The organism is Marinobacter sp. LV10R510-11A (assembly GCF_900215155.1).
Taxonomy (GTDB): Bacteria; Pseudomonadota; Gammaproteobacteria; order Pseudomonadales; family Oleiphilaceae; genus Marinobacter.
In genome coordinates this window covers 1,324,456-1,337,061 of sequence record NZ_LT907980.1, presented here as the reverse complement: position 1 = coordinate 1,337,061, position 12,606 = coordinate 1,324,456, and the positions used below count along the sequence as shown (strand labels likewise).

Annotated in this window: 10 protein-coding genes and 1 riboswitch; of the genes, 2 read left to right on the top strand and 8 right to left on the bottom strand. The window is 55.2% G+C overall.

The genetic code is table 11. The annotated features are described in order from the left end of the window. Positions 1 to 13: 13 nt before the first annotated feature. From CPH80_RS06380 to sufB, 8 genes are all read right to left on the bottom strand, one after another. Entirely contained in the window at positions 14 to 436 is a 423-nt protein-coding gene (locus CPH80_RS06380) for an NUDIX hydrolase (protein WP_096276209.1), read from the bottom strand. After that, a complete protein-coding gene (locus CPH80_RS06375) occupies positions 433 to 1,341 on the bottom strand; it encodes a hypothetical protein (RefSeq protein ID WP_096276207.1) in 909 nt (302 codons plus the stop codon). Before CPH80_RS06375 ends, CPH80_RS06380 begins: the two co-directional genes overlap by 4 nt. A 32-nt stretch (positions 1,342 to 1,373) precedes the next feature. Further along, positions 1,374 to 1,485: riboswitch (TPP riboswitch) on the bottom strand. Between the two features lie 80 nt (positions 1,486 to 1,565). Then, complete coding sequence (locus tag CPH80_RS06370) at positions 1,566 to 2,408, bottom strand: iron-sulfur cluster assembly protein (protein ID WP_096276205.1); 843 nt, start codon at positions 2,406 to 2,408, stop codon at positions 1,566 to 1,568. 3 nt (positions 2,409 to 2,411) lie between these two features. Then, positions 2,412 to 2,549 (bottom strand): hypothetical protein, encoded by a 138-nt coding sequence (locus CPH80_RS21595; RefSeq protein WP_157746863.1) that lies wholly within the window; start codon positions 2,547 to 2,549, stop codon positions 2,412 to 2,414. 71 nt (positions 2,550 to 2,620) lie between these two features. After that, positions 2,621 to 2,974, bottom strand: a complete 354-nt coding sequence (locus CPH80_RS06365) for a HesB/IscA family protein (RefSeq protein ID WP_096276203.1) — start codon at positions 2,972 to 2,974, stop codon at positions 2,621 to 2,623. A 59-nt stretch (positions 2,975 to 3,033) separates the two neighbouring features. After that, positions 3,034 to 4,320 (bottom strand): Fe-S cluster assembly protein SufD, encoded by a 1,287-nt coding sequence (gene sufD, locus CPH80_RS06360; protein WP_096276201.1) that lies wholly within the window; start codon positions 4,318 to 4,320, stop codon positions 3,034 to 3,036. 13 nt (positions 4,321 to 4,333) lie between these two features. After that, positions 4,334 to 5,110 (bottom strand): Fe-S cluster assembly ATPase SufC, encoded by a 777-nt coding sequence (sufC, locus tag CPH80_RS06355; RefSeq protein WP_096281451.1) that lies wholly within the window; start codon positions 5,108 to 5,110, stop codon positions 4,334 to 4,336. 47 nt (positions 5,111 to 5,157) lie between these two features. Next, complete coding sequence (gene sufB, locus CPH80_RS06350; RefSeq protein WP_096276198.1) at positions 5,158 to 6,606, bottom strand: Fe-S cluster assembly protein SufB; 1,449 nt, start codon at positions 6,604 to 6,606, stop codon at positions 5,158 to 5,160. Between the two features lie 390 nt (positions 6,607 to 6,996). Here sufB and CPH80_RS06345 point away from each other — a divergent pair, with 390 nt between their 5' ends. Both CPH80_RS06345 and CPH80_RS06340 read left to right on the top strand, forming a co-directional pair. After that, on the top strand, positions 6,997 to 7,623 hold the full coding sequence (locus CPH80_RS06345) for a MarR family winged helix-turn-helix transcriptional regulator (RefSeq protein ID WP_096276196.1): 627 nt from the start codon (positions 6,997 to 6,999) through the stop codon (positions 7,621 to 7,623). Between the two features lie 82 nt (positions 7,624 to 7,705). Continuing rightward, positions 7,706 to 12,562 (top strand): glutamate synthase-related protein, encoded by a 4,857-nt coding sequence (locus tag CPH80_RS06340; protein WP_197703618.1) that lies wholly within the window; start codon positions 7,706 to 7,708, stop codon positions 12,560 to 12,562. Positions 12,563 to 12,606: the final 44 nt, after the last annotated feature.

Here is a 12,606-nt window from a genome sequence, read left to right as displayed (position 1 = left end):
GGCATGATTGATCTTACTTATACGCATCAACCGCTAACTCAACGACGACATCGACGTGCTCGCTGCACTGCACCCGTCCAACGAGAATGTCTGCAACGTCCCACCACCCCGCATCGCTTACATCGTCGGCAGCGGCAGGCTCGCCGGAGACATATTCACAGAGCACGGCTGCAAGCAGGAAGTGGAATGTGATCGCACCAGCGCCGTCACGCACAATGATATCCACGTTTGTGAGATAGTGGAGCGGCCGGGCGATCACGCCCGTCTCTTCGCGCAACTCACGCGCGGCCGCTTCCAGTGCTGTTTCGCCAAAGTCTACATGCCCGCCAGGGAACCCCCAAAGCCCGGCATCAGGTTCGTTACGTCGCCGGACGAGCAAAATGCGACCGTCGCTAACCACCACGGCAAGGGCTGCAAGACGAGGGGACGCGGTCACGATGAAACCTTCCTTCTGGTCGTGGCTTGGGCTCCGCCGAAGGCAGCAATAAGCGCACCTAAAATATAAATAGCCAAGACCTTCATAGTGGCGGTCGCGTAGCCTACACGACCTTCGACGAACTGAAGGACAAAGACGGCCAGCGGCCCCAAGGCAGTGATCGTGGCAAGGGTTCCGGTAGAGAGCATGGAAATCGCCTTTTGCATGGCAAATACCGGGAACGCGATAACTATGAGACCCACAAGGACCACCACGGCCAAGTTTTGTGTATCCACAGCTCCTTTGGCGTCGATCCCCAAGCCGATAGCGCAGAGTGAGAAAATTATATAGAGTGGAAATCGAAGTCCATACTGCGCAATCGGGGCGATCCCGAGCCGGTCAAGGCGGTGACCGTAGATCATCATCACCGCAAGACTGATAGCGGCGGTGGGGAGCCCGCCTCGCACAAACCCGGAGCGACCTAGTATGGTGATCGCCCAGAGATAAATCACACCTAATCCGATAACGGCCAGACCTATTTTTTCAATGCCGTTGTGTGGAGTTGTGGCCTCTGGGACGCCAAGACGAGAGGCGGCCACGATAGAAAGTGGAATCAGCCCGGAAAACACCATGAAAACTACCGCTGGTTCGATCATCTGGAGGGCGAAGAAATAGGCAATCCACACTATGGTCGTTGAGAAGCTCAGGCCGAGGAGGCTTCTCCGCTTCGACCAGGCGATGTTGAGTTGATCCGGTGTCCGCAATTGGGCCCAAGCGAGCGTGGCAGCAGAGGTTGTGCCAAAGACTAACGCTCCGATAACGAATGAGTCATGGGCCTGAAATATACCGCCGAAAAAGACCGCCTGAATGGCCTCCAGTCCGACAAAAAAGATGGCCCAGAAGAGCCCAATGCGCAGTCTACTCATGCGGTTCTCCTGACGCACCAGACTGACCGTGCTGTCGAGTATGATTCCGGCTTGCTACACTGGCATTACCCAGATCAGCTTGGAGGTTCCGGGAACATGCGTCCCCATCTCAGCTACGACGTTACGCAGCACCCTGTAATATTATAAGACCAACATTTCCATATAGAAAAAGCAAGGCGCAGTTGCCTTTATCTACCTCCGGCGAGCCATTATAAGAGCCTGGCTCAGATCAGCCCTAACTCCAGCCGCGCTTCCTCCTCCAGGTTGTCGTAGCTCCAGGGCGGATCAAACACCACATCCACCTTGCCGTCTTTGACATTCGGAACCTGCAATAGCTTGTCTTTCACGTCGCCGGCAATAATGGTGCCCATTCCACAACCCGCCGACGTCAGGGTCATTTCAACAAATACAAAATGCTTGTCCTGGTCAATATCCAGTTTATAGATGAGACCCAGACCGACGACATTCACCGGAATTTCCGGGTCATAGACCAGTCGCATCGCATCCCAGCATTGCTGATCACTGATTTGCCCATCCTCAGGGGGTTCGAACACGATGGCGTCTGACTGAAAGCCCAGCTTCTGGGTGACTTCTGGGGACAGTCGATACAGATTGCCCTGGTAGTTAACGGTGTAGCTGCCGCCGAGCGCCTGGGTTATCGAGACAGACGCTCCCTGCGTAAGCGTGACAGACTCACCGGAGGGCACCTTTAGGGCACTGCAGTCTTCTGACAAAACGAATGTTTTGGGCGGTTTTGCCGGTTTTTTCGAGTTCGGTGCCTTGATCGTTGGGGTCTGAAGACCATCCTCTTCATCAAGGCCGATCTGCATGTCCTGGAGATAGGGCACGCTTGCCGCTTCGAAATAGAGGATCAGGTCACCAAACTCTTTTCTGACATCCTTGGCTGACTCTTCGCCGGGCGGGCAGAAGGCCAGGCAGGTCTGGGCATTCTGAGTGCCACCCTTCTCCATATAAACACGCACCGTCATTCCAGGCACTTCCTGCTTTGCAAGCAAGGACATCAGGAAATCATTGGCTTCTGGTGTTATTTCAGCATTAATGTTCACGAGCTATACCCCCCATGTTCTGCGTTTTTCACGACTGCGCTTGAGCTGGTTGGTTTTACACTCTTTGCTTACAAGATCCAGCCAACTCAAGTGCTGATCCCAGCTCTCGTCTTTAATATGCTCGGGCTTGTCGCAAGTCATCGTTACCTCCTTAGGCACTGTGAAAATGAGGGAAGCTCTTGCATGCCTTATCCGGCCTCGTTTGATGTCGATCAGGAAACGGTGAAGCTTTCGCCGCAACCGCATTCAGCAGTGGCATTGGGATTGCGGAACTGGAACACGGAGTTCACGCCTTCCGTCACAAAATCGATCTCGATACCGTTGACCAGCGCCATGTGCTCTTCTCTGACATAAACATCCACACCGTCGATGTGGAAGATCTTGTCATCCGCTGCGGCATCTTCGACCCATTGGGTTTCATATTTGAACCCGGAGCAACCGCTCTTCCGAATGGCCAGGCGGATGCCTTTGGCTTCCGGTTGCTTGTCTACTTGTTTACGCACATGTGTGACCGCACTTGGCGTCATGGTGACGGCAACGGTTGGTGTGAATACTTCGGCTGTCATGGTTCTACCTCCATCAGGCAAAAAGACGCTGGATTTTCTGCAGGGCAGTGAATAACTGCTCAGGCCTCTTGAAACGTTTGATTGAAAAAGTCATTCAGCCGAAGCTGCACTGCTTCGCGAACCGCCTCAACGGGAATCTGTTCAACCAGTTCGTTGATAAACGCGATGGTCAGCAGCGTGTTGGCTTCGCGACGACCGATGCCACGGGAAACCAGATAGAACAACGAGGTTTTATCAAGCTGGCCAATAGTGGCACCGTGGGCGCATTTTACGTCGTCGGCGTAGATTTCCAGCTCAGGCTTGGTGTCGATCTCCGCGCCGGTTGAGAGCAACAGGTTCTTGTTGTTCATATTAGCGTTGGATTTCTGGGCACCCTGATGAATATGGATGCGCCCATTGAAAATCGCATGAGACTGGTCGGCAGCGATGTTGCGATAGGTCTCTTCACTGTCGCAATGGGCTGCTATGTGCTCGATTGACGTATGGTTGTCGTAGTGCTGATTGCCCTGAGTGACCACCACACCATTCAATTTGCACTCGGCGCCTTCGCCTTCGAGACGTACCTGCAAATCGTGCCGACGCAGCGGGCCGCCAAAGCCGACGCAGTGGTTTTCAAAACGCGAGCTGGCCGCCTGGCGAACACCCGTTGCACCGATGTGCTGAACGCTTTCGCCTTCCAGGGTCAGCCTCACGCCGGTTATCTGGGCACCTTCCGCCAGCACAAATTCGGTGACCGTGTTGACCATCACCGGCTCACTGCCGGTAGACATGTACTCTTCTACCAGAGTCATCTGGCTGTGCCTTGCCGCATCGACATAAATACGCGGATAGGCAGAACCTGCCGCCGAAGCGTTGACTTCGTGGATGATGAACAGCGGCTGGTCGAGCACGGCTTCCTTGTCCAGCTGGATAAACAGGCCATCTTCAAACCGGGCGGAGTTCAGCCGGGCCATCTGCACGGCCTGGCTGTCCAGTGTGTTGTCCAGGCGCTCTGCCAGCGCAGCAGCGCTTTGGTCGTCAAGGTCGCAGAAGCGCTGAATACGAATGCCGTTAAGATCCGGAAAGTCGCTGGCTTCCGGCACCATGACGCCGTTGCGAAAAACCACGCGGTAGCCAGGCATCAACAAGCTGGAGCCTTCCTTGCCAAGGAATGGCAGGGAAACGGCAAGCTCATCCGACAGCTTCAGGTGGCGGCTGGAATACTTCCAGTTCTCGGTTTTACGGGTCGGCAATGGCATATCCACCAGAGCCGTGCCCCTTTGTTTGCGCAATTCGAGCAAAGGCCCGGGCAGATAGCGGCCGGCCGGCTCAAGAAAGGCGCGGGAAAGCGTTGGTGCTGACTTCATTCGATGGCCTCCGTTAACCGGCTGGGGAGCTGGCTGTGGCTTCTTTGTCTTTCACGTTGAGCCAGCCATAACCGCGCTCTTCAAGCTCATGGGCCAGCTCGCGACCGCCGGATTTGACGATTTTGCCACCGGCCAGAACGTGAACATAGTCCGGCACAATGTGGTTCAGCAGGCGCTGGTAGTGAGTCACCATCAAGATGGCTCGATCTTTAGCGCGCAGTGCGTTAACACCGTCCGAAACCACGTGCAGCGCATCGATGTCCAGCCCGGAATCGGTTTCGTCCAGAATGGCCAGCTTGGGTTGAAGCAGCAGCGCCTGCAAAATCTCGTTGCGCTTCTTCTCGCCACCGGAGAAGCCCTCGTTTACGCCGCGCTTAAGGAAGGCCGGGTCCAGATCGACTTGCATGGACACTTCCCTCGCATGCTTCATAAACTCAGCCGCGTTCATCTCCGGCTCGCCACGGTGGCCGCGCATGGAATTGACGGCGGTACGCAGGAACTGCAGGTTGCTGACGCCTGGAATCTCTACCGGGTACTGAAACGCCAGGAAAACGCCTTCACGGGCCCGTTCTTCGGTTTTTAGGTCCAGCAGGTTTTCACCGTTGAACGTGACTTCACCCTCGGTGACTTCAAAGGTTTCACTGCCTGCCAGCACCTGTGACAGGGTGCTTTTACCTGAGCCATTGGGGCCCATAATGGCGTGGATTTCCCCGGCCTTGATTTCCAGGTTGATGCCCTTGAGGATTTCTTCGCCCCCAACGGAGGCGTGTAGGTTTTTGATGTTCAGCATGTATTGGCTTCTCTCTTTTCTGAAATCTGTCATCTGAAATTCTGTATTTAACCGACCGAGCCTTCCAGGCTCACCTCAAGCAATTTGCCAGCTTCAACGGCAAACTCCATCGGCAGTTCCTTGAACACTTCTTTACAGAAGCCGTTCACAATCATGGAAACGGCCTGTTCAGGGTCGATGCCGCGCTGGCGACACAGGAACATTTGTTCGTCGCTGACCTTGGAGGTCGTGGCTTCGTGCTCGACAATGCCCGATTTATTTTTGCTCTCGATGTACGGAAAGGTATGCGCACCGCAGCGGTCGCCAATCAGCAGCGAATCGCACTGGGTGAAGTTGCGTGCGCCCTCTGCGCCGGGGCTAAACTTCACCAGGCCACGATAGACGTTGGAGCTTTTACCGACGGAAATCCCTTTGGCGATGATGGTGCTGGACGTGTTTTTGCCCAGGTGGATCATCTTGGTGCCAGTGTCGGCCTGCTGGTAATTGTTGGTCAGCGCCACGGAGTAGAATTCGCCAACGCTGTTATCGCCCCGAAGGACGCAGCTGGGATACTTCCAGGTAACGGCAGAGCCGGTTTCGACCTGAGTCCAGGAAATCTTGGAGTTTTTGCCGATGGCAGCGCCACGTTTGGTGACGAAGTTGAAGATGCCGCCCTTGCCGTTTTCATCGCCCGGATACCAGTTCTGGACGGTGGAGTACTTGATCTGGGCGTCGTCCAGGGCCACCAGTTCGACCACCGCTGCGTGGAGCTGATTTTCGTCCCGCACAGGAGCGGTGCAGCCTTCCAGATAGCTGACGTAGCTGCTGTCTTCGGCGATGATCAGGGTGCGTTCGAACTGCCCAGTGTTGGCTGCGTTGATGCGGAAATACGTGGACAGCTCCATGGGGCAACGCACGCCTTTTGGTATGTACACGAAGGTGCCGTCGGAGAAGACCGCAGAGTTCAGGCCTGCAAAGAAGTTGTCACCCGCCGGAACCACAGAGCCCAGATATTTTCTGACCAGCTCCGGGTGCTCCTGAATGGCCTCGGACATGGAGCAGAAAATCACGCCCGCTTTGGCGAGTGGTTCTTTGAACGTTGTCGCGATTGAAACTGAGTCAAACACGGCATCGACCGCCACGCCTGCCAGTTGTTCACGCTCGTGCAGGGGGATGCCCAGTTTTTCGTAGGTTTTGAGTAGCTCCGGGTCCACTTCGTCCAGGCTCTGGAGCATGTCTTCTTTGCGTTTGGGCGCGGAATAATAGGAAATTGAGTTGAAGTCAATTTTTGGGTAACCCACGTGCGCCCAGTTCGGCTCATCCATTTCCAGCCAGCGACGATAGGCCTTCAGCCGCCACTCAAGCATCCATTCCGGCTCTTTCTTGAGGCCGGAAAGGCGGGCAATCACGTCTTCGTTCAGTCCGGGTTCGAACGTGTCGGACTCGATATCAGTCACGAAACCGTGCTCGTATTCCCGCTTGACCAGCTCGTTCACTTCTTTATCGGTAGTCGCCATTATCGTCGCTCCGTATCTCTCATTGAAGGCTCCAAGAGCCTTGTTTTTTCTGCGGTTTTCATTTAATACCCAAGGTCATCATCGCTTTCTTCCTGATGTCTGGTAAGCGCGCCCATATCGCTTTTTTCCTTAATTAGTGTCGGAACGATGCTAAATGTGGATAACGAATTTGTCAATATAGTATCGAAACGCTATCGTATTGGCCGTGACCTCATTACGGTCTGAATATTGAAGAGGTGACCTATTAAAGGTGTTCAGGGCCTCACACCCTTTAGGAATACGGCAATACTATGGTATCGCTCCGAAACTACAATATTGTTAAGATAATTTTTAAACGCTATTATGTAAGACTGATTAAGGAGCTTGAAATTAGACGCCACCAAATTAAGTATGATCGAGGAGCTGGAAATGAACGGTCGCGCTAATGCGGAGTTGGTCTTTCACTTGGGGCGCATAGCGTCCGGCGAGGGTCTCGCGGAGGGGCTGACGGCAGCCCAATGGGCGGCGCTCAGATACTTCGCGCAGGCCAACCGTTTCTCGCAAACGCCGTCCGCCTTCGCCGCGTTCCATGCCACAACCCGGGGTACGGCGTCACAGACAATCAAAAGCCTCGAAACCCAAGGCTATCTGACACGCATGCGGTCAGAGGACGACAGGCGCAGTGTCCGGCTAGTTCTGACCGAGAAAGCCCGGGGCATTCTCGCGAATGACCCCTTCGAATCCCTGGTCCGTGCTGCGGAATCTCTACCCCCCAGCGTCCAAGGCCACTTCGCCAGTGCGTTGCAACGCTTGCTCGGTCAGGTGACGCAAGAGAGATGTAAACCTCGCTTCGGCGTCTGCACGTCGTGTCAACATCTGGAAAGCGACGGCTGCAGCCAGGACGGACAGGCGCCCTATGCGTGCGGTTTCATGAGCGCGCCCCTGTTTTTGGAAGAACTCGACGGAGTCTGCATCAACTTCATCCAGAGCAAACCCGTAACGGTGAAGGGTTCTGTCACCGGAGCCGAACAGCGATGAGTCCTGTTCTGCATCAGCGTTTGCCCTCGTCAGGACCGTGTCATGACTGATACAGCTTCACTGAAGCCCGTTAAGGAATATAATGAATTCCAAACCGAAATTCTTGTCCACCACCGCCACGGTGGATAAACGCGCCATTCTGCCGCTGCCCGATTCCCGCAACATCCATGAGGAGTGCGCTGTGGAGCACAAACATGACATCGAAGCCGAAATCCAACACGCCCAGCAATACGGCCTTTACAACCCCGCCAACGAGCATGATGCCTGCGGTATCGGTTTTATCGCCCATATTAAAGGCCATAAAAGTCATTCGATCGTTAAGCAAGGCTTGCTCATCTTAAAGAATCTCGCCCATCGCGGCGCGGTCGGTGCCGACAAGTTGATGGGCGACGGCGCGGGCATTCTGATTCAGCTGCCGGATCAGTACTATCGCGAAGAGATGGCAAAGCAGGGTGTCGAACTGCCGCCGCTAGGAGAATATGGCGTAGGCATGATTTTTTTGCCGAAAGATAATGCATCTCGCATCGCGTGTGAGCAAGAGATAGAACGTGCGGTGCGCGCCGAAGGCCAGGTCGTGCTGGGTTGGCGCAACGTGCCGATCGACACGGAGATGCCAATGTCGCCGAGCGTGCGTGAAAAAGAGCCGGTGATCCGCCAGATCTACATAGGTCGCGGTCCAGACATCATGGTCAGCGAGGCGCTGGAACGTAAACTGTACGTGATTCGCAAGTCTGCGAGTCATGCGATACAGGCGCTAAATTTGCGCCACGGCAAAGAGTTTTTCGTCCCTTCGATGTCGGCCCGTACCATTGTCTACAAGGGTTTACTGCTGGCAGATCAAGTCGGCGTCTATTACAAAGACTTACAGGATGGGCGCTGCGTTTCCGCATTGGCACTGGTGCATCAACGCTTCTCGACCAATACCTTTCCGGAATGGCCGCTGGCTCACCCTTATCGCCTAATCGCCCACAACGGCGAGATCAATACGGTCAAGGGTAATGTCAACTGGATGCGTGCGCGTGAAGGCATAATGAAATCCGCCGTGCTAGGCGACGATTTGCAAAAATTATTCCCGCTGATTGACGAAGGCCAATCGGACACTGCGTGCTTCGATGACGCGCTTGAACTTCTGCTGATGGCCGGCTATCCGATCGCGCAAGCGATGATGATGATGATCCCCGAAGCCTGGGAAAATCATACCTTGATGGACGACAACCGCCGCGCTTTCTACGAATATCACGCCGCGATGATGGAGCCGTGGGATGGCCCCGCCGCGATGGCGTTCACCGATGGTCGTTACATCGGTGGCACGCTGGATCGCAACGGTTTGCGTCCCGCGCGTTATATCGTAACCGATGACGACTTGGTGGTAATGGCATCCGAATCCGGCGTGCTGCCGATTCCCGAATCCAGAATCATCAAGAAATGGCGCCTGCAACCCGGCAAGATGTTCCTGATTGACCTCGAAGCCGGGCGCATCATCGATGACCAGGAAATCAAAGATACCTACGCCAACGCCAAGCCTTACAAAGCGTGGATCAATTCTGTGCGTATTAATCTGCACGACATTAAGCTTCACGAAATCACGCTCGACGACATCAAGACGCAAACATCGGCAGCAAAAACCAGCGCATCCTTGCTCGACTGTCAGCAGGCATTCGGCTACACACAAGAAGATATCAAGGTACTGATGTCGCCGATGGCGCTGAATGCCGAAGAAGCGACGGGCTCAATGGGCAACGACTCGCCGCCGGCAGTGATGTCTAACAAGCTCAAACCGCTGTATCACTACTTCAAGCAGATGTTCGCGCAAGTGACCAACCCGCCGATCGATCCGATCCGCGAAGCGATGGTGATGTCGCTGGTGTCCTTCATCGGCCCCAGGCCGAACCTGCTCGACGCCAATAACATCAATCCGCCGATGCGCTTGGAAGTATCGGAGCCGATTCTGGACTATTCAGACATCGCCAAACTGCGCAACATCAGCGCCCACACCAGCGGTAAGTTCAAATCCCACGAACTGAATATTTGCTATCCGGTGGCCTGGGGTAAAGAAGGCATGGAAGTGAGCCTGGCATCGGTGTGTGCGCAAGCGGTGGATGCGGTCAAATCAGGCCACAACATCCTGATCGTGTCCGACCGCAAGGTGGACGCCGAGCAAGTAGCGATCCCGGCCTTGCTCGCGACGTCGGCAATCCATTTGCATCTGGTTAGCACGGGTTTTCGCACGTCGACCGGCTTGGTGGTGGAAACCGGTTCTGCCCGTGAAACGCATCATTTCGCGCTGCTCGCGGGGTTCGGCGCAGAAGCCATCCACCCGTATCTGGCAATGGATACGTTGGCGGAAATGGCTAAGAGATTACCCGGTGATTTGTCGCCGGAAAAAGCCATCCAGAATTTCCAGAAAGCGCTCGCCAAGGGTTTGTTGAAGGTGATGTCGAAAATGGGCATATCGACTTACATGTCGTACTGCGGCGCGCAGGTTTTCGAAGCGATCGGCTTGAATAAATCGCTTATAGACAAATATTTCAAAGGCACTGCATCCAATATCGAAGGCATCGGCGTAGTCGAAGTGGCAGAAGAGGCGTTGCGTCTGCACCAGCAAGCCTTCGGCAACGACCCGGTACTGGCGCATGCGCTCGATGCCGGTGGCGAATACGCGTTTCGCGTGCGCGGCGAAGAGCACATGTGGACGCCGGATGCGATTGCCAAGCTGCAGCATTCGACCCGATCCAACAATTTCAGCACCTACCAAGAGTATGCGCAGATCATCAACGACCAAAGCAAGCGGCACATGACCCTGCGCGGTTTGTTTGAATTCAAGCTGGACCCGTCCAAGGCGATTGCGTTGGATGAAGTCGAGCCGGCGAAAGAAATCGTCAAGCGCTTCGCCACCGGCGCAATGTCCCTTGGCTCGATCAGCACCGAAGCGCACGCCACGCTGGCGGTCGCGATGAACCGCATCGGCGGCAAGTCCAACACCGGCGAAGGCGGTGAAGATCCGAGCCGTTATCGCCAGGAGATGAAAAGCATCCCGATCAAGCAGGGCGAGACCATGGCATCCGTCATCGGCCGTGACCAGATTGAAGCCGATATTGCCTTGCAAGATGGCGATTCGGTGCGTTCCAGAATCAAGCAAGTCGCGGCGGGCCGCTTCGGCGTGACAGCAGCATATTTGGATTCCGCTGATCAAATCCAGGTCAAGATGGCGCAAGGCGCCAAGCCGGGAGAAGGTGGGCAGTTGCCAGGCTACAAGGTGTCTGAATATATCGCAAAATTGCGTTTCTCAGTGCCGGGCGTAGGCTTGATTTCGCCGCCGCCGCATCATGATATTTATTCGATCGAAGACTTGGCACAGCTGATTCATGATTTGAAAAATGTAAACCCAAGCGCGTCGATCTCCATCAAGTTGGTGTCCGAAGTCGGCGTTGGCACGGTCGCGGTCGGCGTCACCAAGGCCAAGGCCGATCACGTGGTGATCGCCGGTCATGACGGCGGCACCGGCGCCACGCCGTTGTCTTCACTCAAACATGCGGGAACACCGTGGGAATTGGGCTTGGCCGAAACCCAGCAAACACTGGTACTGAACGGTTTGCGTGGCCGCATCCGGGTACAAGCCGATGGCCAAATGAAAACCGGCCGAGATATCGTGATCGCCGCCATGTTAGGCGCGGACGAGATCGGTTTTGCGACCGCGCCGCTGGTGGTTGAAGGCTGCATTATGTTGCGCAAATGCCACCTCAATACTTGCTCGGTCGGCATCGCGACACAAGACCCGGTGCTACGCGCCAAGTTCTCCGGTAAGCCGGAACACGTGGTCAACTATTTCTTCTTCGTCGCCGAGGAAGCACGGCAGTTGATGGCGCAACTAGGCGTCCGCACGTTTGATGACTTGATCGGTCGCGTCGACTTGCTCGACAAGTCGAAAGCGATTACGCACTGGAAAGCCAAGGGGCTTGATTTCAGCAAGATTTTCTATCAGCCGGAAGTACCTGCTTCCGTACCTCGTTATCACGCGGAGGAGCAAGACCACGGCTTGGAAAAAGCACTCGACCATAAGCTGATCGCGCAAGCGAAAGCAGCGCTCGAAAAAGGCGAAAAAGTCTCGTTCACTTTGCCGATCAGGAACCTCAATCGCACGGTCGGCACCCTGCTGTCTGGCATCGTTGCAAAAAAATACGGTCACGAAGGCTTGCCCGACGACACTATCCACATCCAGTTGTTAGGGACCGCAGGCCAATCGGCCGGCGCGTTTCTGGCACACGGCATCACGCTAGATCTAGTCGGCGAAGGCAATGATTACGTCGGCAAAGGTTTGTCGGGCGGGCGCATTATCGTCCGTCCGAATACAGAGTTTCCCGGTTCAGCAGACGACAACATTATCATCGGCAATACCGTGTTATACGGCGCGATTGCCGGCGAGGCATTTTTTAACGGCGTCGCCGGCGAGCGCTTTGCGGTGCGCAATTCCGGCGCCATCACAGTGGTTGAAGGCGTCGGCGACCATGGTTGCGAATACATGACTGGCGGCACAGTGGTGGTGTTCGGAGAAACCGGCCGTAACTTTGCCGCCGGCATGTCGGGCGGTATTGCTTACGTGTGGGACCCTGACGGTGATTTCGCCAAAAAATGCAATATGGCGATGGTCACGCTGGAACCTGTCCTCGCCCACGCCGAGCAAGAAGCGAACGTCGATCGCTCGATCTGGCATAGCCAGCTGCGCGGCGATCAAAGTGAGACTGACGAGGTGATTCTAAAGCGCCTGATTGAGCGCCATTTCAAGGTCACCGGCAGCACGCGCGCGCGCAATTTGCTGGATGACTGGTCCAGTGGCCGCAACAAATTTATAAAAGTCTTTCCGAACGACTACAAGCGCGCACTAGGTGAGATGAATATGGCGCGAGTGGCTATTCGGCAGAAAGAAAAAAACGCAACATAAGCTTGCTTCGCCAGGGCCTTCCTCCTCCGGGGGAAGGCCAGGAT

Excerpts from the sequence above, each read along its gene's own strand:
- sufD (WP_096276201.1), bottom strand. The coding sequence starts at position 4,320 with ATGAAGTCAGCACCAACGCTTTCCCGCGCCTTTCTTGAGCCGGCCGGC.
- CPH80_RS21595 (WP_157746863.1), bottom strand. The coding sequence starts at position 2,549 with ATGACTTGCGACAAGCCCGAGCATATTAAAGACGAGAGCTGGGATCAG.
- CPH80_RS06375 (WP_096276207.1), bottom strand. The coding sequence starts at position 1,341 with ATGAGTAGACTGCGCATTGGGCTCTTCTGGGCCATCTTTTTTGTCGGA.
- sufC (WP_096281451.1), bottom strand. The coding sequence starts at position 5,110 with ATGCTGAACATCAAAAACCTACACGCCTCCGTTGGGGGCGAAGAAATC.
- sufB (WP_096276198.1), bottom strand. The coding sequence starts at position 6,606 with ATGGCGACTACCGATAAAGAAGTGAACGAGCTGGTCAAGCGGGAATAC.
- CPH80_RS06340 (WP_197703618.1), top strand. The coding sequence starts at position 7,706 with ATGAATTCCAAACCGAAATTCTTGTCCACCACCGCCACGGTGGATAAA.
- CPH80_RS06365 (WP_096276203.1), bottom strand. The coding sequence starts at position 2,974 with ATGACAGCCGAAGTATTCACACCAACCGTTGCCGTCACCATGACGCCA.
- CPH80_RS06345 (WP_096276196.1), top strand. The coding sequence starts at position 6,997 with ATGATCGAGGAGCTGGAAATGAACGGTCGCGCTAATGCGGAGTTGGTC.